Origin of the sequence: Latilactobacillus sakei subsp. sakei DSM 20017 = JCM 1157, assembly GCF_002370355.1 — a bacterium.
Taxonomy (GTDB): Bacteria; Bacillota; Bacilli; order Lactobacillales; family Lactobacillaceae; genus Latilactobacillus; species Latilactobacillus sakei.
The window spans coordinates 25701-47520 of the sequence record NZ_AP017929.1 but is presented as its reverse complement, the minus strand read 5'-3'; the positions used below and the strand labels follow the sequence as shown (position 1 = coordinate 47520).

Below are 21820 nucleotides of genomic sequence, written 5' to 3'. Positions count from 1 at the left end.
TCGTCTCTTTTTAGTACAATTAAGTTAGTTTTAACGTGTTAAACGATAAATTGCGTCTGCATAGATGGCAATTGCGTTCATGATATCTTCGATATGCATGTATTCATTTGCTTGATGCATAACATTTTCGCGTTCTTCTGGTAAAGCACCGAAAGCAACACCACGTTCTAAGATTCGACCGTATGTGCCACCACCGATAACTTGTTCGTGACCTTTAAGACCTGTTTGATCTTCAAAGACTTGTAATAAAGTTGCTACTAATTCGTCATCACCAGGAACATAGTGAGGTGCTTGTGCATGGCCTTCGATTGTTACGTCGGCAACATCACTAAGTGTCTTAGCAAGGCCTTCGCGTGTACTTTCATCAGTTACACCTTTAGGGTAGCGAACGTTCAAGAGAACAGATGCAACACCGTCTTGTGTGTAGTTGAAGACAGCAGGGCAAGCTGTTAAATCACCCATCACATCGTCTGTATGGTTGATGTTTAAGAGGTGACCACGTGAGTCTTCGTGCATTAAACGAGCGATTGTACCGATGTAGTTGCCACCTTTAGCATCTAATGCAAAGTCAGCTAAGAATGTTGCCAAGTGAGTTGCAGCATTTACGCCAGCTTTAGGTTCTTGGGCATGTGAGCCTTTACCGATTAAATCGATTACTGTTTGGTCACCATCAGTTGTGATAGTACCTTGTAGTTTGTGTTCAGCTACATAAGCATCAAATTTAGCTTGGAAATCAGCTGGCATTGCACCAGTTAAGATTGCCTTAGCAGTTTGAGGAACCATGTTAGCACGTAAACCAGACTTGAAGCTTACTAATGTCATTTCACCATCAGCGCCATCAACTGGTTTGAAAGTGATCATGTATGACACAATTCCTTTTTCACCATTGATGATTGGGAAGTTAGCATCTGGAGAGATAGCAAAATCAGGTTTTGGTTCAACTTCTAGATAACGGTTGATACCAACCCATTCACTTTCTTCGTCAGTCCCGAAAATGAAGTGGACTTTTTTGTTTAATTTAATATCGTTGTCTTTTAATAATTTAAGCGCATAGTATGCTGCAATTGATGGGCCTTTGTCATCTGATGAACCACGGGCATAAATCTTGCCGTCTTTGATAACTGGTTCAAAAGGATTTGTTTCCCAACCGTCACCGGCAGGAACCACGTCAACGTGACCTAAAATACCAAAAATTTCGTCGCCACTACCAAATTCAATCCGGCCAGCAACGTTTTCGATGTTTTTAGTTGTAAAACCGTCACGATCAGCAATTGCTAACATTTGTAGCAAAGCATCACGAGGGCCAGGGCCAAGCGGTGCATCGTCTTCTTTATGTTCAACGTCACGCGCGCTATTAATCTTGAGTAAACTTGTTAAGTCGGTAAGCATTTGATCCTTATACTTTGCCGCTTCTTGTTGCCAATTCAATGTCATTGCAGTCCCAGCTTTCTTTGTTAAATTTTAACCAAGGTGCGGTTAATCTAAAATTAGGATAACCTCATTCTAGCATATTTGCTCACAATTAAAAAGCGCTTCCTACTAAAAAAGAACGGCTGTTAACAATTACTTTTAACGGTCGTTCTTTTATTAATGTATCTATTATGTGAAACTAATCTCAAATATGAATTAGTTCGATTTTCTCATAATACGCAAGGCATTTAAAATGGCAATTAGGGTTACGCCAACGTCTGCAAAAACGGCTTCCCACATGGTTGCAATGCCAAATGCACCTAGTAATAAGAAGATTGCTTTAACGATGAGCGCAAAAGCAATGTTTTGCCAGACGATTTTGCGGGTGAAACGGGCAATATCGATGGCAGTTGCTAACTTAGTTGGTTCATCGGACATCAAAACGATGTCGGCTGCTTCAATCGCAGCGTCGGAACCTAAACCGCCCATCGCAACACCGACATCGGCTCGAGCAAGAACGGGGGTATCATTAATCCCGTCACCAACGAAGGCCACCTTGCCGTTTTGTGCACGGTTATCAGTCAGGCTGGCTAAAGTAGCCACTTTGTCTTGAGGAAGTAGTTCACTTTGATAATGATCAATTCCCAATGATTGGCTGACTTGTTTAGCGATTGCGTCGTTATCACCAGTTAGCATCATCGTTTGGCGGATGCCGACTTTTTTCAGTTGCGCAATTGCTGTGGCAGCATCTTTTTTAAGCTGATCTGAAATAACGAGGTAACCAAGATAATCAGTGCCATAAGCGATGTGCACCGCAGTACCGACTTCAGTAGGTGTGAGTGGTGTTAACCCTTGTTCCTTGAGCCAGCTAGCTTTACCCACTTTTAGGGATTGGCCGTCAAGAGTTGCACTAACGCCGTGACCAGCAACTTCTGTGACCGCACTGAGTGTTTGATTGAGTGGTGCTTGATTAGCAGCAATGATGGATTGTGCAATCGGATGTGTTGAGTGTTGTTCTGCTAAAGCGGCTAATGCGAGTAAATGTTTCGGTTGATGATCGACAGCGTGAATTGCTGTAACGGTAAAACTACCTTGGGTTAACGTTCCTGTTTTATCGAAAACAACTGTCCGCACATCGTTTAAAGCTTCGAGGTAATTGCTCCCTTTGACCAGGATGCCGTTTTTAGAAGCAGTCCCAATACCGGCAAAAAAGCCGAGCGGAATTGAAATGACTAACGCACATGGACAAGAAATCACTAAGAAGATGAGTGCCCGGTAGAGCCAATCTGAGAAGGGTTGTCCTAAAAAGAGTGGTGGTACAACTGCTAATAATACGGCAAAGCCTACCACGATTGGGGTATAGACTTTCGCAAAGCGAGTGATGAAGTTTTCAGTCGGCGCTTTTTGGCTGCTAGCATTTTCAACCAGGTCTAAAATCTTAGCGACCGTCGAGTCAGCGTAAGGTTTTGTGACTTGAAGGGTCAAAAGACCGGATTGATTAATGCTGCCACTCAAGAGGGTATCGCCAACGTTAAATGAACGAGGCACCGATTCACCGGTGACCGCAGCGGTATCGACAAAACTACTGCCCGCGATGACGGTCCCATCTAGTGGTACTTTTTCACCAGGCTTAATTAAAATGGTTGCACCAACTTGAACGGCTTCAGGCGCAACTTGTTGGAGGCCTTGGCTAGTTTGGAGGTTGGCAAAAGTCGGTTTAATCGCAACCAAACTAGCGATTGAATCCCGTGAGCGATTGATTGCTAAACTTTGGAAATATTCACCGACTTGATAGAACAGCATTACGCCAACTGCTTCAGCGTATTCGCCAATCCCAAAGGCCCCAATGGTGGCAACGGTCATTAGGAAGTTTTCGTCAAACCATTGGCCGTGAAGAATATTCCGGATGGCTGTCCAGATAATATCGTAACCGATGAGGACAAAAGCGACTAGCAACAAGCTGATTAGTAGCGGCTGACTAAGTGGTAAGACGTAGCTTCCTAATAGTAAAAGGCCGCTAATGATAATTCGAACCAAGTCTAGATTAAATTTAAATTTCTTAGGGGGTGTTTGGCCCGCAGCCGGTAATGATTTTTGAATGGTGACATCTGGTTCAATTGTCGTTAACAATTGTTGAAGCTCTAATTCAAACGCGGTGGCGGCTTGATCACCGGTTAATTCATAACTCAGTTTTTGCGTCGCAAAGTTAACCGCGCAATCTTGGACTTGCGGTAATTTTTTGACGTTTGTTTCGATTTTGGTAGCGCAGGCGGCACAATCGATACCTGCTAATTGAATTTGTGTCATTGATGAGTCCTCCTTATTGGTTAATGAACTGTCAATTCGGATCTAAATCGTTATATTTACGAATTAGATATACATATGAGCATATATTCATATGTTACCTATAAGATAACACCACAACCTATAAAATGCAACCCGTTTAGTTTGTAGTCGTTTAGAGAAAAAGAGGCTGCAGCAAAAGTTAATTTGCTGCAGCCTCTTGTAATAATTAGTGCTCGTTAACGTGCGCGATGACTTGTGAGAAGATGTTAATCACATGGTTGTCAGCAAGGGAGTAGTAAACTTCTTTGCCTTCTTTGCGACTCTTAACGAGCTTTGCTTGTTTGAGTACCCGTAGTTGATGTGAGATTGAAGATTGTGACATCTCTAAAACGCTGACGATATCGTAAACCCGTAATTCTGATTGGAAGAGTGCGTACAGAATTTTAGCGCGGGTCTTATCGCCAAGAATTTTAAAAAGTGTTGAGATATGATCGAGCGTGTCTTCTTTCGGAAGTGTTTTTTGAACGGAGCGAATCAGTTGATCGTGGTCGATTGTCATAATAGCCTGCCTTGTTAGAATTTAGTGTTAAAAAAGGAATGTTTTAATAGTAGGTTTGTGGGGCGGAGTTGTTTTGGCAATTGCCGGTAATAAGCTAATGCAATGGTTGGTAAATCAGTATTAGGATCCAATTGAATCAATGCTTGGCGACTTTTGAACCAGCCGGTTGCGGTTTGGAGCCAAACCTGATTGCCAACATAGCGAACGGCTAATATTTTGTGGCGACTATTAGCTAGCAGCTGACCGGTTGTCTGGGTCGGATGCAAGGGACTATTCCAAGTCGCAACAGTCATCGGATTGGGTTTGATCTGGGCTGTTTTGCCTACCAATAAGGAAGCTGCTTGGGCGGTTTGGCCAACATTAATCGCATCGCTTAATACAAACCGGTTAGTGCCAATTCGATAATAGGTCTGATCGGCAACCGTGACGGTTTGGGTTACGTCGTAGCTATGACCAGCCTTAGCCGGTGCTTTAGTGGGCACTTGTTCGTAGGGGTTTTCAACGGTGGTTAAATCGTGAACGCTATTGACCTGACCAGTCGTTTCTAAGGATTCAATCTGGGATTGATCTTGGGCGGCTTGGTAATGTCGGCCTAGCGCGGGATAATTAGTGACGACGCCATCCACATCGAGGTTAACGAGCCAGTTCCAAGTGGCTTGATTTTCGGCCATTTCATTCCAGACGTAGACTTTTTGGTGGAGGTAATGCAATTGTTTGATAATCGTCGGCGTCACTAATTCGGAAGAAATGTTAATTCCGTCCGCATATTTGAAGCTTTCAAATGAAATCCGCTTGAGACTACCCACGATAAAAATGCGGGGAATCTCAGGCATTAGTTTTTGCATATTGATTAAACTTGGTAACGAGAAGGAATGGACCATGATCCGCTTTTGCAGGTGATACTTTTGAATGAGCGCAACTAATTTGGCTTCCATGTCCTGCGGGTTACCCTTTTTGTTTTCTTGGTTTCAATTAAGAATTTCGCATTGGGGTTGTTCTGATAGTGTTGGAATAACTGTTCAACGCTATGGACAGGTTCACCATTACTCATTTTTAGTGTGCTTAATTTGGCAAACGTGTTTTGAGAAACAATGGTGTCGACACCGGTGACACGTTTTAGATTACGATCGTGCGAGATGACTAAGACGCCATCTTGAGACTCATGTAAATCGAGTTCGACGTAGTTGGCACCTTGCGAAAAGGCCATATCAATACTCTGGAATGTTTCTTCCGGGGCATTAATGGGATCACCGCGATGACCAACAACTGTAAAGCCAGATAATAAGAGAAAGTAAAAGCAGCAAAAGAGCACGATGCCCAGTTGTGATTTGGACTTTAACAAAGTTAACGGCCTCCTAATTAAATTTAAAACTACTAATTAAGATACCATTATTTTTCTAAAAAACCTATCATCGTGTTAGAACCCAGTTATAAATTAATCGAATTATTACTAAATAATAATTGACAACGCTTACATTGAGCGGTATATTATGTCTGTAAGGTACTTATGCAATTACCTTTTTATCAATTCTCTTTCTCTCTTATGCCAACCACTGTCTACGGATAGTGGTTTTTTTGCGTACATATTGGTAAAATGAACGTAACTGAAATCGGATAAGAATAGGGAGTCACACTATGGCAGAGAAACAACAAGTGTTTGATATTATTGAAGAAATTACACGCTTAGACGGTTCAACGTACTATGAGTTAGGCAATATTTTTATGAATGGGCGGGCAGAACTCGCCGCTAATCGCGGGTTAATTAAGGGTGTGCGGATTTTGCAATTAAACATTCCACATTCTAATGCCGTTCAAACTTACGAAGACTATATTAATAATACTTATACGATGCCCGCTGTTGATTTTACAGAATGGGAAGAATGGGAGAAAACACCGGGGCCTGTCGAAGAGGCTTTTAAAGAAGTTTTAAAAGCAAATCATATTGGCTAGGTGGTTGATAAAATGATTTATTTTACAGCGGATACCCATTTCTATCATGAAGAATTACTCGGGATGAATGACTTTGCGCCACGACCGTTTGCGGATGTGGCCACCATGAATGAGACGATTGTGACTAACTGGAATCAGCGTGTTCAATCGGAGGATCAGGTTTACCTATTAGGAGACGTTGCATTAGTCCCGAATAAACCAACTGCTTTTGCGCAAGTTAATGCTTTGCTCGGCGCATTGAATGGTCAGATTATTCTGGTGAAGGGCAATCATGACAACCGTGCCTTCTTTAAATATTTGAAGAAGCACGATCCGGGAACAGAGGCACACCCGCACTATCAATTTGTCGATGTCGGGGCGCTAATTAAGATTAATCACCGGCAGTATTTCTTAACCCATTATCCGCTGTTACTCGGTAAAGTTAGCCAAACGGTTAACTTGCATGGCCACATTCACCACAACATGCTACCAATTGCTGAGAATATCAACGTGGGGATTGACGCCCCAGAACGTGAATTATTGAAAACACCACTACCATTTGGGACACCTTTATCAGTAGCGGAGATTGAAGCAATCTTGACGGCAAAACAAAAGGCGTTAACGCAATTAAAATAAGAGGATGACAAAATGGAAACTATTCACATCTTACACACGAACGACTTACACTCGCATTTTGAAAATTGGCCTCGAATGCGCCGCTTCTTGTTAGCCCACCAAGCGGCCTATCGGCAAAAAGGTGAAACGGTCTTAACGTTTGATATCGGGGATGCAATGGATCGTAGTCACCCTTTAACTGAAGCAACAGACGGCCAGATTAATACGACCCTGTTGAATCAAATTGGTTATGATGGTGTGACAATTGGTAATAATGAAGGCATTGGCAATAGTCATGCACAGTTGGAACATCTATACGATCATGCGAATTTCCCCGTATTGTTAGCAAATCTCTATGAACAATCCACAAACACCCTCGCTAAATTTGCGCAACCGTACCGCATTATCACAACTGATCAAGGGACGCGGATTGCGGTTGTCGGATTAACGGCGCCATTCTTTTTGACATATCGACCTAATGGTTGGGATCCTGTCACAATTAGTGAAGAAATGCCACAATTACTGGCGCAAATTGAAGGGCAGTACGATGTCTTAGTATTACTATCACATCTGGGCTTAACAACAGATCAATGGTTGGCAGAACACTATCCTGAAATCGACGTTATCTGCGGCGCCCACACACATCATCTCTTAAAAGATGGGCTGATGGTGAATCAAACATTATTAACGGCTGCCGAAAAGTACGGTCATTATATTGGCGATATCACGTTAACACTCGATGCTAACCATCGCCCGGTTGACCGGAAAGCCCGCACTGTCTTGACGGCCGATTTACCAGAAGAAGCGGCGGATGAGGCTGAAATTGCGGGTTATTTAGCACAAGGGCATGCCCAATTAGCAGCCCAAGTGGTGGCCGACTTGCCAGAAGCACTGCCGATTGCTACCATTGGAGAGTCACCGATGATGACGGCCGGGTTAAAAGCGATTGAAGCGGCAACGCAAACAGAAGCCGCTGTTTTGAACACCGGCCTATTTTTAGGGGGGCTCGAAGCAGGTTTGGTCACCAAAGATGACCTGCAGAGTCAATTACCGCATCCGATGCATTTGATTAAAGTCACTTTAAAGGGCTACGATTTATGGCGGTTAGTCTTAGAAATGGAAAAAAATCGGTTATTCTTACGTAAGTTCCCGATTAAAGGGATGAGTTTCCGTGGTAAAATCTTTGGAGACATCGTTTATGATGGGATTACAGTGGATATGACATTACGCCGCGTCTTTTGGCATGGTCAGGAGATTGATCCTGAAGCTAGCTATACGTTGACGACAGTTGATCATTATCTCTTTATTCCGTTTTTCCCAACCATTGAAATTGTCGGGGAGACTGAAATTATGTTCCCTGATTTTCTGAGAAATGCAGTTGCTACCTATTTAACACAAAAATATCCCGTTTAAGGGAAGAGGAGGTTCGCCGTGGCGGATACAAAAACAAAACCGAAGATTGCTAAGAAGGTAACTCGGGCGCTTGAAAAAGAAATGATTGCAGCGGCTAAACAACCGGAAGTACCACAGCACGTCGTTGTTAAGAGTGAAACCATGATTGACATCGATAAGTGTGCCTACGAAGTGGTCGCCAATTATCGCGATGGTTTTGATGCTGAAAAGCTAAACGAACGCTATAACGAGGTTCTTGCGAAGTACGATTATATTGTGGCGGACTGGGGTTTTGAACAACTACGCCTTAAGGGATTCTACAAATCAACTAATCGACGGGCCAATAAGGATCAATTAATTGATACACTCCAAGACTACCTATATGAATATTGTAATTTTGGTTGTGCCTATTTTGTCTTAGAACGACAAGGTAAACCACAGATTCGCAACGAAAATCGCCGTAGTAATCGCCGGCGAGGACCACAGAAACAACGCCGGCAAAAGCAAGGCTTCACGGAACGTAAAGTAACACCTAATCAAAAAGTGACTAAAGAACAGCCGCAAAAAGCGGTCACGGAGAATAAAAAATCCGTTAATAAGCGCCACTTTAAGATTCGACCATTAGAGAGTAATTCCCCAAAGGAAACTGGAAAGTGAGTAACTAAATGACAAAAACAAACTACGCAGGCTACTTAATCGATTTAGACGGGACAGTTTATCGCGGTAGCGAACAGATGCCAGAAGCACGTGATTTTATTGAACGGCTCCAAGCTAAGAACATCCCTTTTATGTTTTTAACGAATAACACCACTAAATCACCCGCAGCGGTGATCAAAAATTTAGCAGATAACCATGATATTCATGCAACCGAAGACCAAGTTTACACCCCATCATTGGCAACGGCGCGTTATTTGTTAAACCTAAATGGCGGTCAAGCAAATGGCAAGACAGTGTATGTCATCGGCGAAATTGGTTTGAAACAAGCTTTATTAGATGCTGGTTTTAGAACTAACGAATATGATCCAGACTACGTGGTGGTTGGCTTAGACTACGATGTCACTTACCACAAATTTGAATTGGCAACGCTCGCGATTAAACGCGGCGCTCTTTTTATTGGGACGAATGCCGATACCAACTTACCTAATGAACGTGGCTTAGTGCCTGGTGCAGGTTCAGTGATTGCCTTAGTTGAACGCGCAACACAACAATCAGCGCTTTATATCGGTAAACCAGAAAAAATTATTATGGAAATGGCACTCGAACAATTCGGGTTAACTAAGGACCAAGTGGTAATGGTCGGCGATAACTATAATACAGACATCAAAGCGGGTTTAAATGCTGAAATGGCAACCTTATTAGTTTATACGGGCGTTTCAACACCGGCTGATTTGGCAAAAGTCACGGCGCAACCAACGCATATTATCAATAGTTTAGCTGAATGGGAAGTTTAAACGGCGTCAAAAAAACGGGCAACTGGCTAGTTTTTTATCTCAGTATCGTTAGTGGGAGTATTCTAGCGGCGATTGTTATCGGTTGGTTGAGCTATGACTTGGTAAGCCGACAACTTCATTTGGCAGCGCAAATGCAGATGAGCCAGGCGACGTTAATGCACGAGTTTAACCGCTTGATGCGTTATTTGGTTTTGCCGGGTGGACAATCGCTAGTGTTGCCACATTTCAAGATGTCAGCAAATGGCTTGGCGCATTTTAAGGAAGTTAAACACCTCTTCTTATTAACGGCGGTCATTTTCCTGGTGACGATTGTGCCGGCACTTAGAGGCTGGCGGCGTGATTTTAAGTCGGGGAGGCAATGGCGCTATATTCGACCGATGCAAGTCGCACTGGTTATGCCGATTGTAATTGGGTTGATTGCCAGTGTTAGCTTTGATCGCTTTTTCGTGTTATTTCATGAATTGCTATTTCGCAACCTCGACTGGCAGTTTGACCCGCTGTTAGATCCCATTATTTTAGTGTTACCCGAGCAGTATTTTATGCTGTGCTTTATCTGCTTTTTTGTCATCCTCGAAGGTCTTTTTCTGATTATTTTGTGGCGGGCAAAGAAGTCATTGAAAATTTATTAAGAAGCTCTAATGATGATTGTTTTAGGATTAATATTCGGTATGCTAGAAAAGTGAGTACCGACAAATGAAAATATAGGAGTATCAACATGACGCAGTTAATTGATTTTGTGTTACATATCGACGCGCATCTGGTCAATATTGTCAATCAGTTTGGCAATTGGACGTATGTGATCTTGTTTGCGATTATTTTTGTAGAAACCGGGGCAGTCATCTTACCGTTTCTACCGGGGGATTCATTATTATTTGCCGCAGCTGCTTTAGCGGCTCGAACAGATAATGATTTGAATATCTGGGTATTTGCCGCATTATTCTTAGTTGCCGCAATTGCGGGGGATTCTTTAAACGAACAAATTGGTAAAAGAGTTGGGATGGCTGCAACCAAGAGCCGTTTCTTCGGGAAGTTTATCAATACCGAAAAGATTGAAGAGGCCCAGGTCTTCTTTAACAAGTATGGTGGCAAGACGATTACCATTGGCCGTTTCATGCCAATTATCAGAACCTTCGTCCCATTTGTCGCCGGTGGTAGTCAAATGTCATTTGGCAAGTTCTTCCGTTATGATGTTATCGGGAGTGTCTTGTGGGTAGTCCTTTGTTGTGGGGCCGGCTACTTCTTCGGAAACATCGCAGTCGTGAAGGAACATTTCTCATTGGTCGTTTTAGGCATTATTGCCGTTTCATTAATTCCAATGGTCATCACCGCGGTTAAGAGCCAATTAAAGAGCCGAAAAGCTAAATCATAATTAAAAAAGCGCACCGCCTGATTCTCGTTTGAGATCAGACGGTGCGCTTTTAAATTACATAATAGAAGTACTGTGAAGTGGTTGGCGCTTTTCAGGGTAGAGTTTGGTTAAAAGTTCGGTCACGGCAACCGGTGCTTCACCAAAGCCGCTCGCAATTAACTTCACCTTACCAGGATAAGTGGCAATATCGCCAATCGCATAGACGTTTGGTAAGTTGGTTGCCATTTGTTGGTTAACACTGACTTGGTGGTGATCAAGCGTTAAGCCCCAATCACGGAGAATCCGTGTATCGGAGATAAAACCGTAGTTGACGAGTAATTTATCGACAACCAGTTGTTCTTGATCGGTTGATTTCATTTTATTGAGTGAAAGGGCGAGTTGATGATCAACTTCTGTGAGACCGTCAATTAAAAATGGTGTCTTAATTTGAATAGAAGAGTTCATCAAAGCATCGACACTGCTTTCCAGACCCCGGAACTGATCACGACGGTGGATGATATAGACTTGTTTGGCGACTTTTTCGAGCATGAGGGCCCAATCAATCGCAGAATCGCCACCACCAGCAACGGCTACGGTTTGATCTTTAAACTGTGCCATTTCTTTAGCGAAGTAGTGGATATAGTTATTTTCCCATTCAGGTTGATAATCAACGGCTAGTTTTCGGGGCGTAAAGGCACCATTTCCGACGGCAACAATCACACCGCGTGTATGCGTCGTTCCTTTAGATGTTTCTAAGATGTAAGTCCCGTCTTCTTGGGGTAGGATGGCCTTAACAGATGTTTCTAATTGGGTTGTCGGTTCAAAGACGGCTAATTGTTCAGCCAAGTTAGCAGTGAGCTGAGCACCAGTAATGCCTTTAAAACCGGCCACATCGAAGATTTCTTTTTCAGGATAGAGCGTTGCGACTTGGCCGCCTAGTTCAGGGAGGCTCTCGATGATTTGCACATCGGCTTTACGCATGCCTGCGTAGTAAGCAGCAAACATGCCAACGGGACCGCCACCGATTACGGTAATATCAAAAAGATGGTTAGGATCAAGCATAGGATAACTTCCTTCTTATAGTAGACTTCTGAAATAGTATACTAGAAAAAAATTAGGAAAGCATGTTAAAAAGAAATAATAATAGTAATTTCTAGATTAATTCGCTATTATATACTGTGAATTAAAAACATTTAGGAGGTCTATCATGACATTTCCACAATTAGATTTAGAAAACTTTGCAGGACCAACAGCAACTTTTGACACCAACCATGGTGAATTCACTGTTGCGCTATTCCCAGAACAAGCGCCTAAGACGGTTGAAAACTTCATCGGCTTAGCTGAAAAAGATTACTATGACGGTATCGTCTTCCATCGAGTAATTAACGACTTCATGATTCAAGGTGGCGATCCTACAGGTACAGGTATGGGTGGCGAAAGTTTATGGGGCCAAGCTTTTGGTGATGAATTTAGCCAAGAACTTTTCAACTTAAATGGTGCTTTATCGATGGCTAATGCTGGTCCTAATACAAATGGTAGCCAATTCTTTATCGTGACTAATGAACACATCAACCCAAGCATGATGTCTCAAATGCCTGGTGCTGGCTATCCTGAAGAAGTGATTGCAGCTTACGAAAAAGGTGGTACACCTTGGTTAGATCACAAACATACTGTCTTTGGCCAAGTTTTAAGTGGTATGGACGTTGTTAATGAAATTAATGCTGTTGAAACAGGGATGCAAGACAAACCTGTTGATCCAGTGGTTATCAATCACATTTCAATCAAACACTAAAAATGATAATCGTGATACCCAGTTGATTCGTAAACTGGGTATTTTTTATTGGTTTTTTATAAAGATAGGGTAGGTTGTTTCAGATGGCTTGCCTTTTACCAAGGACAAGGATTAGAATAGATAGGATAATTAAAGTTGGAGGACAATATGGTTTATCGAATTGGACAAAAAGTGACAGGCACCGTAACAGGAATTCAACCGTATGGTGTCTTTGTGGCATTAGATGAATCAGTTCAAGGCTTGATTCATATCTCAGAGTGCGGTCATGGTTTTGTGAAGGCGCTAGACGAGCAATTTACAGTAGGACAGCAATTAGAGGTATTAGTGTTAGATGTTGATGAATACACGCATAAGATTAGTTTGTCATTACGTGCACTTCATAAGGCACAGGATCTACTACCACAACGAGCAAAGAAGCATTACTGGACTAACCGTCGGATTCAAACAGGTTTTGCACCGATTGCGGAGCGATTACCGGGATGGACTAAAGCGGCAATTGAAGAATTAAACCAAAGGGGTAAATAGATGAGTGCTAAAGTAGCAGGAACAATCATGTACAAGACAAAGCAAGGTCAATATGATTTTTTAGTGCAAAAACAAGCCGATACGGATTATAAAATGTTATCAACACATAAAAATTCGGATCAAACACCATTAGCTGCAGTTTTAAATGCCATTAAAGCGACGATTAAAATTGATGTTAATGAGCTAAGATTGATTAATTTAGCTAATATTAACCTTGAAGGTGAGAATGTTTCGTTTTTTGTCTTTCAATGGAGTGAACATCCGGCCGAATTCTATGACGAACAATTGCAAATAATTGCAGAATCGGGCTATCAGTTCGCAAATCCTAGTGAAATCACGGAATTGCTTGATAAACTGGAAGTAACAGGCGTTCCACACCTAAATTAATTCGGACAATCACTGCATATCTATTCAAAAATGTCCGTTTTTATAACTTTTTACATTTTTATTCAAAAAAATGTAAATAAATGCTTGACGATATATTGGAATGTTGGTATAGTAGTCTATGTTGTCAGCGAGGCAATTGATAATCATCAAAAACGACGTCATCGAATTTAAAAGTTTTGAATATTTATTCAAAAAATATTTAAAAAAAGTTCTTGACAAGTTAGTACGAAAGATGATATATTAATTAAGCTGTTTCAACACAGTAGATCTTTGAAAACTGAACAAAGTTTTGATAAACCAAATGTGTAGGGTCGCCCTTCGGGGCACAACATATTTGCGAAGTCAATTTCGCTAGCAAATAAATTAAGTAACAAAACAAGAGCTACAAACTTTTAATCGAGAGTTTGATCCTGGCTCAGGACGAACGCTGGCGGCGTGCCTAATACATGCAAGTCGAACGCACTCTCGTTTAGATTGAAGGAGCTTGCTCCTGATTGATAAACATTTGAGTGAGTGGCGGACGGGTGAGTAACACGTGGGTAACCTGCCCTAAAGTGGGGGATAACATTTGGAAACAGATGCTAATACCGCATAAAACCTAACACCGCATGGTGTAGGGTTGAAAGATGGTTTCGGCTATCACTTTAGGATGGACCCGCGGTGCATTAGTTAGTTGGTGAGGTAAAGGCTCACCAAGACCGTGATGCATAGCCGACCTGAGAGGGTAATCGGCCACACTGGGACTGAGACACGGCCCAGACTCCTACGGGAGGCAGCAGTAGGGAATCTTCCACAATGGACGAAAGTCTGATGGAGCAACGCCGCGTGAGTGAAGAAGGTTTTCGGATCGTAAAACTCTGTTGTTGGAGAAGAATGTATCTGATAGTAACTGATCAGGTAGTGACGGTATCCAACCAGAAAGCCACGGCTAACTACGTGCCAGCAGCCGCGGTAATACGTAGGTGGCAAGCGTTGTCCGGATTTATTGGGCGTAAAGCGAGCGCAGGCGGTTTCTTAAGTCTGATGTGAAAGCCTTCGGCTCAACCGAAGAAGTGCATCGGAAACTGGGAAACTTGAGTGCAGAAGAGGACAGTGGAACTCCATGTGTAGCGGTGAAATGCGTAGATATATGGAAGAACACCAGTGGCGAAGGCGGCTGTCTGGTCTGTAACTGACGCTGAGGCTCGAAAGCATGGGTAGCAAACAGGATTAGATACCCTGGTAGTCCATGCCGTAAACGATGAGTGCTAGGTGTTGGAGGGTTTCCGCCCTTCAGTGCCGCAGCTAACGCATTAAGCACTCCGCCTGGGGAGTACGACCGCAAGGTTGAAACTCAAAGGAATTGACGGGGGCCCGCACAAGCGGTGGAGCATGTGGTTTAATTCGAAGCAACGCGAAGAACCTTACCAGGTCTTGACATCCTTTGACCACTCTAGAGATAGAGCTTTCCCTTCGGGGACAAAGTGACAGGTGGTGCATGGTTGTCGTCAGCTCGTGTCGTGAGATGTTGGGTTAAGTCCCGCAACGAGCGCAACCCTTATTACTAGTTGCCAGCATTTAGTTGGGCACTCTAGTGAGACTGCCGGTGACAAACCGGAGGAAGGTGGGGACGACGTCAAATCATCATGCCCCTTATGACCTGGGCTACACACGTGCTACAATGGATGGTACAACGAGTTGCGAGACCGCGAGGTTTAGCTAATCTCTTAAAACCATTCTCAGTTCGGATTGTAGGCTGCAACTCGCCTACATGAAGCCGGAATCGCTAGTAATCGCGGATCAGCATGCCGCGGTGAATACGTTCCCGGGCCTTGTACACACCGCCCGTCACACCATGAGAGTTTGTAACACCCAAAGCCGGTGAGGTAACCCTTCGGGGAGCCAGCCGTCTAAGGTGGGACAGATGATTAGGGTGAAGTCGTAACAAGGTAGCCGTAGGAGAACCTGCGGCTGGATCACCTCCTTTCTAAGGAATAATACGGAAAACCTTGTACATTTGCGAAATCAAAACTTTGTTTAGTTTTGAGAGGTCTACTCTCATCATTAAGGACGTTTTTGGGCCTATAGCTCAGCTGGTTAGAGCGCACGCCTGATAAGCGTGAGGTCGATGGTTCGAGTCCATTTAGGCCCATTGTACCAATTTAATAGTTTCATTATGGGGGATTAGCTCAGCTGGGAGAGCGCCTGCTTTGCACGCAGGAGGTCATCGGTTCGATCCCGTTATCCTCCATTGATGACAATAGTCATCGTAACTTTGTTCTTTGAAAACTGGATAATAAGTAATATATTAGTTTTAAAAGCCGAGAAAAACATTGCGTTTTAAAGAGTTTTTTAATAATAGAAATATGAATTAGTTCATATCGCTAAACTCAAATAATAACCCTTTACCGTAGGTAAAGATAGGTTAAGTTATAAAGGGCGCATGGTGGATGCCTTGGCACTAGGAGCCGATGAAGGACGGTACTAACACCGATATGCTTCGGGGAGCTGTAAGTAAGCTTTGATCCGGAGATTTCCGAATGGGGGAACCCAATACTTTTAATCGAGTATTATCATTAAGTGAATACATAGCTTAATGAAGGTAGACGAGGGGAACTGAAACATCTAAGTACCTTCAGGAAGAGAAAGAAAAATCGATTCCCTAAGTAGCGGCGAGCGAACGGGGAAGAGCCCAAACCAAGAAGCTTGCTTCTTGGGGTTGTAGGACAGAACTTTGGAGTTACCAAGTTAAGTTGTAATCGAATCAGCTGGGAAGCTGAGTCAAAGAGTGTGATAACCACGTAGATTAAACAACTTGACCTCCGTTCTGGATCCTGAGTACGGCGGAACACGTGAAATTCCGTCGGAATCCGGGAGGACCATCTCCCAAGGCTAAATACTCCCTAGTGACCGATAGTGAACCAGTACCGTGAGGGAAAGGTGAAAAGCACCCCGGAAGGGGAGTGAAATAGATCCTGAAACCATGTGCCTACAATTAGTCAAAGCTCGTTAATGAGTGATGGCGTGCCTTTTGTAGAATGAACCGGCGAGTTACGTTTATATGCGAGGTTAAAGTGAAAAGCTGGAGCCGTAGCGAAAGCGAGTCTGAAATGGGCGAGTGAGTATATAGATGTAGACCCGAAACCAAGTGACCTACCCATGTCCAGGTTGAAGGTGTGGTAAAACACACTGGAGGACCGAACCCACGTCAGTTGAAAATGGCGGGGATGAGGTGTGGGTAGCGGTGAAATTCCAATCGAACTTGGAGATAGCTGGTTCTCTCCGAAATAGCTTTAGGGCTAGCCTCGGAATATTGGATCATGGAGGTAGAGCACTGTTTGGACTAGGGGCCCGTCATGGGTTACTGAATTCAGATAAACTCCGAATACCATTGATTTAGTTCCGGGAGTCAGACTGCGAGTGATAAGATCCGTAGTCGAAAGGGAAACAGCCCAGATCACCAGTTAAGGTCCCAAAATTTATGTTAAGTGGAAAAGGATGTGGCGGTGCACAGACAACTAGGATGTTGGCTCAGAAGCAGCCACCATTTAAAGAGTGCGTAATAGCTCACTAGTCGAGTGCCGCTGCGCCGAAAATGTACCGGGGCTAAACATAATACCGAAACTGTGGGTGGACACGTAAGTGTCCGCGGTAGGAGAGCGTTCTAAGGGCGATGAAGCTAGATCGTAAGGACTAGTGGAGCGCTTAGAAGTGAGAATGCCGGCATGAGTAGCGAAAGATCAGTGAGAATCTGATCCACCGTATGACTAAGGTTTCCTGGGGAAGGCTCGTCCTCCCAGGGTTAGTCGGGACCTAAGGCGAGGCCGAGAGGCGTAGTCGATGGATAACAGGTTGATATTCCTGTACTAGTTTATTTTGTTTGAATGATGGAGGGACGCAGGAAGCTAAGGAATGCACACGACTGGAAATGTGTGTCCAAGCAATAAGTCTTGAGTTGAGTGAAATGCTTGATTCTTTAAGGACAAGTTGTGATGGGGAGCGAAATTAAGTAGCGAAGTTCCTGATGTTACACTGCCAAGAAAAGCTTCTAGTGAGAAATAAACTACCCGTACCGTAAACCGACACAGGTGGTCGAGGAGAATATCCTAAGGTGAGCGAGTGAACTCTCGTTAAGGAACTCGGCAAAATGACCCCGTAACTTCGGGAGAAGGGGTGCTGACCGTCAGGTCAGCCGCAGTGAATAGGCCCAAACAACTGTTTATCAAAAACACAGGTCTCTGCAAAATCGTAAGATGACGTATAGGGGCTGACGCCTGCCCGGTGCTGGAAGGTTAAGAGGATGAGTTAGCGCAAGCGAAGCCCAGAATTGAAGCCCCAGTAAACGGCGGCCGTAACTATAACGGTCCTAAGGTAGCGAAATTCCTTGTCGGGTAAGTTCCGACCCGCACGAAAGGCGTAATGATTTGGGCACTGTCTCAACGAGAGACTCGGTGAAATTATAATACCCGTGAAGATGCGGGTTACCCGCGACAGGACGGAAAGACCCCATGGAGCTTTACTGTAGCTTGATATTGAGTGTTTGTACAGTTTGTACAGGATAGGTAGGAGCCGTAGAAATCGGAACGCTAGTTTCGATTGAGGCGTTGGTGGGATACTACCCTAACTGTATGACCACTCTAACCCGCGCCACTTAGCGTGGCGGGAGACAGTGTCAGGTGGGCAGTTTGACTGGGGCGGTCGCCTCCTAAAGTGTAACGGAGGCGCTCAAAGGTTCTCTCAGAATGGTTGGAAATCATTCGTAGAGTGTAAAGGTATAAGAGAGCTTGACTGTGAGATTGACAAATCGAGCAGGGACGAAAGTCGGACTTAGTGATCCGGTGGTTCCGTATGGAAGGGCCATCGCTCAACGGATAAAAGCTACCCTGGGGATAACAGGCTTATCTCCCCCAAGAGTCCACATCGACGGGGAGGTTTGGCACCTCGATGTCGGCTCATCGCATCCTGGGGCTGTAGTCGGTCCCAAGGGTTGGGCTGTTCGCCCATTAAAGCGGTACGCGAGCTGGGTTCAGAACGTCGTGAGACAGTTCGGTCCCTATCCGTCGCGGGCGCAGGAAATTTGAGAGGAGCTGTCCTTAGTACGAGAGGACCGGGATGGACATACCTCTGGTGTACCAGTTGTGCCGCCAGGCGCATCGCTGGGTAGCTATGTATGGCAGGGATAAACGCTGAAAGCATCTAAGTGTGAAGCCCCCCTCGAGATGAGATTTCCCATTCCTTTATGGAAGTAAGACCCCTGAAAGATGATCAGGTAGATAGGCTAGGAGTGGAAGTACAGCGATGTATGGAGCGGACTAGTACTAATCGGTCGAGGACTTAACCAAAGGTGCAATGTTTGGCTTTTGAAATGAAAATATTACTTATTATGCAGTTTTGAGAGAACGAAGTTCTTCTCAGTGCGCAAGCACAAATAGTGTGGTGGCGATAGCAAGAAGGATACACCTGTTCCCATGTCGAACACAGTAGTTAAGCTTCTTAGCGCCGATAGTAGTTGGTGGGAAACTACCTGCGAGGATAGGACGTTGCCACGCTATATTTAATGGAGGTTTAGCTCAGTTGGGAGAGCGTCTGCCTTACAAGCAGAGGGTCACAGGTTCGAGCCCTGTAACCTCCATTGAGTCGTTAGCTCAGTTGGTAGAGCATCTGACTTTTAATCAGAGGGTCGACAGTTCGAGCCTGTCACGACTCATCGGCCAAGTTACACGCCAAAATGCGGGTGTGGCGGAATTGGCAGACGCGCTAGATTTAGGTTCTAGTGTCTATATAGACGTGGGGGTTCAAGTCCCTTCACCCGCATTCAATTGAATATTCAATGAAAGTTATCTTATTATGCCGACTTAGCTCAGTTGGTAGAGCATCTGATTTGTAATCAGAGGGTCGGGCGTTCGAATCGTCTAGTCGGCATTAAGATGCGGAAGTAGTTCAGTGGTAGAACATCACCTTGCCATGGTGGGGGTCGCGGGTTCGAATCCCGTCTTCCGCTTTCATTATGATTAAGCCGGGGTGGCGGAACTGGCAGACGCACGGGACTTAAAATCCCGCGGTAGGTGACTACCGTACCGGTTCGATTCCGGTCCTCGGCATCATAATGAAAAATGCACCCATAGCGCAACTGGATAGAGTGTCTGACTACGAATCAGAAGGTTGTAGGTTCGACTCCTACTGGGTGCATATAACGGGAAATAGCTCAGCTTGGTAGAGCACCTGGTTTGGGACCAGGGGGTCGCAGGTTCGAATCCTGTTTTCCCGATTGTAACGTAAGTTACATGTTATAAATTTAAGTTTTTTGGCGGTGTAGCTCAGCTGGCTAGAGCGTCCGGTTCATACCCGGGAGGTCGGGGGTTCGATCCCCTTCGCCGCTATTTTCAAAAAACTTGGACCTTTAGCTCAGTTGGTTAGAGCAGACGGCTCATAACCGCCCGGTCGTAGGTTCGAGTCCTACAAGGTCCATCGTTTGGTGAGATTTTGTAGGTGGTTATAATATTTTTATATTATCGCGGGATGGAGCAGTCTGGTAGCTCGTCGGGCTCATAACCCGAAGGTCGTAGGTTCAAACCCTACTCCCGCAATTGGTCGCATGGTCTAGCTGGTTAGGACGCCTGCCTGTCACGCAGGAGATCACGGGTTCGAGTCCCGTTGTGACCGTTTAAATGGCTCAGTAGCTCAGTTGGTAGAGCAATGGATTGAAGCTCCATGTGTCGGCAGTTCGATTCTGTCCTGCGCCATATCATGAATATGCGGGTGTAGTTTAGTGGTAAAACCACAGCCTTCCAAGCTGTTGTCGCGAGTCCGATTCTCGTCACCCGCTTTTCATGGGCCTATAGCTCAGCTGGTTAGAGCGCACGCCTGATAAGCGTGAGGTCGATGGTTCGAGTCCATTTAGGCCCATTATCTAAATATTTGGAGAAGTACTCAAGTGGCTGAAGAGGCGCCCCTGCTAAGGGTGTAGGTCGGGAAACTGGCGCGAGGGTTCAAATCCCTCCTTCTCCGTTTTGTATGGCCCGTTGGTCAAGTGGTTAAGACACCGCCCTTTCACGGCGGTATCATGGGTTCAAATCCCGTACGGGTCATTGTAACATTGTTACATTTATAGTTTTTATGGAGAATTACCCAAGTCTGGCTGAAGGGAACGGTCTTGAAAACCGTCAGGTGGGTTCTGCCCACGCGAGAGTTCGAATCTCTCATTCTCCTTTATATTATCGCGGGATGGAGCAGTCTGGTAGCTCGTCGGGCTCATAACCCGAAGGTCGTAGGTTCAAACCCTACTCCCGCAATTTGGTCGCATGGTCTAGCTGGTTAGGACGCCTGCCTGTCACGCAGGAGATCACGGGTTCGAGTCCCGTTGTGACCGTTTCAAAATGGCTCAGTAGCTCAGTTGGTAGAGCAATGGATTGAAGCTCCATGTGTCGGCAGTTCGATTCTGTCCTGCGCCATTTTTGGAGGAGTAGCGAAGTGGCTAAACGCGGCGGACTGTAAATCCGCTCCTTCGGGTTCGGTGGTTCGAATCCACTCTCCTCCATATTTATAGGGATATAGTTTAAAGGTAGAACTACGGTCTCCAAAACCGTCAGTGTGGGTTCAATTCCTACTATCCCTGTTTATATTATATGTTGCATAAACATTGCAACTATGGTATAATTATTCATGTTAATAATGGCGGTATTGGTGAAGTGGTTAACACATCGGTTTGTGGATCCGACACACGTGGGTTCGATTCCCACATACCGCCTTTTATTATTGGGCTATGGCCAAGCGGTAAGGCAACAGGTTTTGATCCTGTCATGCGTTGGTTCGAATCCAGCTAGCCCAATTTCAAGGACAGGATTTGTTCTTTTATGGCGGTATAGCCAAGTGGTAAGGCAGAGGTCTGCAAAACCTTTATCACCGGTTCAAATCCGGTTACCGCCTTTGCGTTTAGGCGCTAACCTTAAACGTTCTGTAAGATGCCGGTGTGGCGGAATTGGCAGACGCGCGGGATTCAAAATCCCGTTTCCTCACGGAAGTATCGGTTCGACCCCGATCACCGGTATAATGGATTATTATACAAGTTTTAAAAGCCCTAGTAATAGGGCTTTTTTGTTGTCTAAAAATAAGTTATTGTCGTGTATGAAAGTGGTGTGATACGATAG

14 protein-coding genes, 29 tRNA genes, 3 rRNA genes and 1 pseudogene are annotated in these 21820 nt (G+C 44.5%); 42 read left to right on the top strand and 5 right to left on the bottom strand.

Annotated elements, in window-relative coordinates:
* Positions 1 to 30: 30 nt before the first annotated feature.
* The 4 genes and pseudogenes from pepV to LEUCM_RS00355 form a co-directional block, all read right to left on the bottom strand.
* Positions 31 to 1434, bottom strand: a complete 1404-nt coding sequence (gene pepV, locus LEUCM_RS00370; protein ID WP_011374133.1) for a dipeptidase PepV — start codon at positions 1432 to 1434, stop codon at positions 31 to 33.
* A gap of 192 nt (positions 1435 to 1626) precedes the next feature.
* Entirely contained in the window at positions 1627 to 3717 is a 2091-nt protein-coding gene (locus LEUCM_RS00365) for a heavy metal translocating P-type ATPase (protein WP_016264684.1), read from the bottom strand.
* A 205-nt stretch (positions 3718 to 3922) separates the two neighbouring features.
* Complete coding sequence (locus tag LEUCM_RS00360) at positions 3923 to 4255, bottom strand: ArsR/SmtB family transcription factor (RefSeq protein WP_011374135.1); 333 nt, start codon at positions 4253 to 4255, stop codon at positions 3923 to 3925.
* Between the two features lie 14 nt (positions 4256 to 4269).
* Positions 4270 to 5462 (bottom strand): annotated as a pseudogene (locus LEUCM_RS00355) (glycerophosphodiester phosphodiesterase).
* Between the two features lie 428 nt (positions 5463 to 5890).
* Here LEUCM_RS00355 and LEUCM_RS00350 point away from each other — a divergent pair.
* From LEUCM_RS00350 to LEUCM_RS00320, 7 genes are all read left to right on the top strand, one after another.
* The gene (locus LEUCM_RS00350; RefSeq protein WP_011374137.1) at positions 5891 to 6205 is read left to right on the top strand and encodes a hypothetical protein; all 315 of its coding nucleotides are present in this window, start codon (positions 5891 to 5893) and stop codon (positions 6203 to 6205) included.
* A gap of 12 nt (positions 6206 to 6217) precedes the next feature.
* Positions 6218 to 6820, top strand: coding sequence for a metallophosphoesterase (locus tag LEUCM_RS00345; RefSeq protein ID WP_025016282.1), 603 nt, complete (start codon positions 6218 to 6220; stop codon positions 6818 to 6820).
* A 12-nt stretch (positions 6821 to 6832) separates the two neighbouring features.
* The gene (locus LEUCM_RS00340; protein WP_056936463.1) at positions 6833 to 8212 is read left to right on the top strand and encodes a bifunctional metallophosphatase/5'-nucleotidase; all 1380 of its coding nucleotides are present in this window, start codon (positions 6833 to 6835) and stop codon (positions 8210 to 8212) included.
* A gap of 18 nt (positions 8213 to 8230) precedes the next feature.
* Entirely contained in the window at positions 8231 to 8848 is a 618-nt protein-coding gene (locus LEUCM_RS00335; RefSeq protein ID WP_011374140.1) for a YutD family protein, read from the top strand.
* An 8-nt stretch (positions 8849 to 8856) separates the two neighbouring features.
* Entirely contained in the window at positions 8857 to 9642 is a 786-nt protein-coding gene (locus LEUCM_RS00330) for a TIGR01457 family HAD-type hydrolase (RefSeq protein WP_011374141.1), read from the top strand.
* Positions 9630 to 10271 carry a TIGR01906 family membrane protein gene (locus LEUCM_RS00325; RefSeq protein WP_016264688.1) on the top strand — a complete coding sequence of 214 codons (642 nt, stop codon included), beginning with the start codon at positions 9630 to 9632 and terminating at the stop codon, positions 10269 to 10271. Before LEUCM_RS00330 ends, LEUCM_RS00325 begins: the two co-directional genes overlap by 13 nt.
* An 86-nt stretch (positions 10272 to 10357) precedes the next feature.
* A complete protein-coding gene (locus tag LEUCM_RS00320) occupies positions 10358 to 11011 on the top strand; it encodes a VTT domain-containing protein (RefSeq protein ID WP_011374143.1) in 654 nt (217 codons plus the stop codon).
* Positions 11012 to 11065: 54 nt separating this feature from the next.
* On the opposite strand, the gene LEUCM_RS00315 is transcribed toward LEUCM_RS00320, so the two are convergent.
* Complete coding sequence (locus LEUCM_RS00315) at positions 11066 to 12052, bottom strand: NAD(P)/FAD-dependent oxidoreductase (protein ID WP_011374144.1); 987 nt, start codon at positions 12050 to 12052, stop codon at positions 11066 to 11068.
* A 145-nt stretch (positions 12053 to 12197) separates the two neighbouring features.
* Between LEUCM_RS00315 and LEUCM_RS00310 the strand changes: the two genes are divergently transcribed.
* From LEUCM_RS00310 to LEUCM_RS00140, 35 genes are all read left to right on the top strand, one after another.
* Entirely contained in the window at positions 12198 to 12782 is a 585-nt protein-coding gene (locus tag LEUCM_RS00310; protein ID WP_011374145.1) for a peptidylprolyl isomerase, read from the top strand.
* Positions 12783 to 12929: 147 nt separating this feature from the next.
* Positions 12930 to 13307, top strand: a complete 378-nt coding sequence (locus LEUCM_RS00305) for a CvfD/Ygs/GSP13 family RNA-binding post-transcriptional regulator (protein ID WP_016264689.1) — start codon at positions 12930 to 12932, stop codon at positions 13305 to 13307.
* Positions 13308 to 13694 (top strand): hypothetical protein, encoded by a 387-nt coding sequence (locus LEUCM_RS00300; protein ID WP_016264690.1) that lies wholly within the window; start codon positions 13308 to 13310, stop codon positions 13692 to 13694. It begins immediately after the preceding gene.
* Between the two features lie 392 nt (positions 13695 to 14086).
* A 16S ribosomal RNA gene (locus LEUCM_RS00295) occupies positions 14087 to 15660 on the top strand.
* Positions 15661 to 15751: 91 nt separating this feature from the next.
* Positions 15752 to 15825 (top strand) — tRNA-Ile (locus tag LEUCM_RS00290).
* Between the two features lie 26 nt (positions 15826 to 15851).
* Positions 15852 to 15924: transfer RNA gene (locus LEUCM_RS00285), tRNA-Ala, on the top strand.
* A 172-nt stretch (positions 15925 to 16096) separates the two neighbouring features.
* Positions 16097 to 19015: ribosomal RNA gene (locus LEUCM_RS00280) — 23S ribosomal RNA — on the top strand.
* Between the two features lie 90 nt (positions 19016 to 19105).
* Positions 19106 to 19222, top strand: a 5S ribosomal RNA gene (gene rrf / locus LEUCM_RS00275).
* Together the 16S, 23S and 5S rRNA genes with 29 tRNA genes alongside form the textbook arrangement of a ribosomal RNA operon.
* A gap of 10 nt (positions 19223 to 19232) precedes the next feature.
* Positions 19233 to 19305 (top strand) — tRNA-Val (locus LEUCM_RS00270).
* 2 nt (positions 19306 to 19307) lie between these two features.
* A tRNA-Lys gene (locus LEUCM_RS00265) sits at positions 19308 to 19380 on the top strand.
* A gap of 23 nt (positions 19381 to 19403) precedes the next feature.
* A tRNA-Leu gene (locus LEUCM_RS00260) sits at positions 19404 to 19487 on the top strand.
* Between the two features lie 35 nt (positions 19488 to 19522).
* A tRNA-Thr gene (locus LEUCM_RS00255) sits at positions 19523 to 19595 on the top strand.
* A 7-nt stretch (positions 19596 to 19602) separates the two neighbouring features.
* A tRNA-Gly gene (locus tag LEUCM_RS00250) sits at positions 19603 to 19674 on the top strand.
* Positions 19675 to 19688: 14 nt separating this feature from the next.
* Positions 19689 to 19774 (top strand) — tRNA-Leu (locus tag LEUCM_RS00245).
* 14 nt (positions 19775 to 19788) lie between these two features.
* A tRNA-Arg gene (locus tag LEUCM_RS00240) sits at positions 19789 to 19862 on the top strand.
* Between the two features lie 5 nt (positions 19863 to 19867).
* Positions 19868 to 19941, top strand: a tRNA-Pro gene (locus LEUCM_RS00235).
* Between the two features lie 38 nt (positions 19942 to 19979).
* Positions 19980 to 20053: transfer RNA gene (locus LEUCM_RS00230), tRNA-Met, on the top strand.
* 14 nt (positions 20054 to 20067) lie between these two features.
* Positions 20068 to 20141 (top strand) — tRNA-Ile (locus tag LEUCM_RS00225).
* 45 nt (positions 20142 to 20186) lie between these two features.
* Positions 20187 to 20260, top strand: a tRNA-Met gene (locus LEUCM_RS00220).
* A 2-nt stretch (positions 20261 to 20262) separates the two neighbouring features.
* Positions 20263 to 20336: transfer RNA gene (locus LEUCM_RS00215), tRNA-Asp, on the top strand.
* A gap of 7 nt (positions 20337 to 20343) precedes the next feature.
* Positions 20344 to 20416, top strand: a tRNA-Phe gene (locus tag LEUCM_RS00210).
* A 12-nt stretch (positions 20417 to 20428) separates the two neighbouring features.
* Positions 20429 to 20499: transfer RNA gene (locus LEUCM_RS00205), tRNA-Gly, on the top strand.
* Positions 20500 to 20505: 6 nt separating this feature from the next.
* A tRNA-Ile gene (locus LEUCM_RS00200) sits at positions 20506 to 20579 on the top strand.
* A 14-nt stretch (positions 20580 to 20593) separates the two neighbouring features.
* Positions 20594 to 20681, top strand: a tRNA-Ser gene (locus tag LEUCM_RS00195).
* An 8-nt stretch (positions 20682 to 20689) separates the two neighbouring features.
* Positions 20690 to 20761 (top strand) — tRNA-Glu (locus LEUCM_RS00190).
* 30 nt (positions 20762 to 20791) lie between these two features.
* Positions 20792 to 20882: transfer RNA gene (locus LEUCM_RS00185), tRNA-Ser, on the top strand.
* A 9-nt stretch (positions 20883 to 20891) separates the two neighbouring features.
* Positions 20892 to 20965: transfer RNA gene (locus LEUCM_RS00180), tRNA-Met, on the top strand.
* A gap of 3 nt (positions 20966 to 20968) precedes the next feature.
* Positions 20969 to 21042, top strand: a tRNA-Asp gene (locus LEUCM_RS00175).
* Between the two features lie 9 nt (positions 21043 to 21051).
* Positions 21052 to 21124: transfer RNA gene (locus tag LEUCM_RS00170), tRNA-Phe, on the top strand.
* A 5-nt stretch (positions 21125 to 21129) separates the two neighbouring features.
* Positions 21130 to 21210 (top strand) — tRNA-Tyr (locus LEUCM_RS00165).
* 7 nt (positions 21211 to 21217) lie between these two features.
* A tRNA-Trp gene (locus tag LEUCM_RS00160) sits at positions 21218 to 21288 on the top strand.
* A gap of 59 nt (positions 21289 to 21347) precedes the next feature.
* Positions 21348 to 21420: transfer RNA gene (locus LEUCM_RS00155), tRNA-His, on the top strand.
* A 9-nt stretch (positions 21421 to 21429) separates the two neighbouring features.
* Positions 21430 to 21501: transfer RNA gene (locus LEUCM_RS00150), tRNA-Gln, on the top strand.
* A gap of 27 nt (positions 21502 to 21528) precedes the next feature.
* Positions 21529 to 21599, top strand: a tRNA-Cys gene (locus tag LEUCM_RS00145).
* Between the two features lie 37 nt (positions 21600 to 21636).
* A tRNA-Leu gene (locus LEUCM_RS00140) sits at positions 21637 to 21720 on the top strand.
* Positions 21721 to 21820 lie beyond the last annotated feature (100 nt).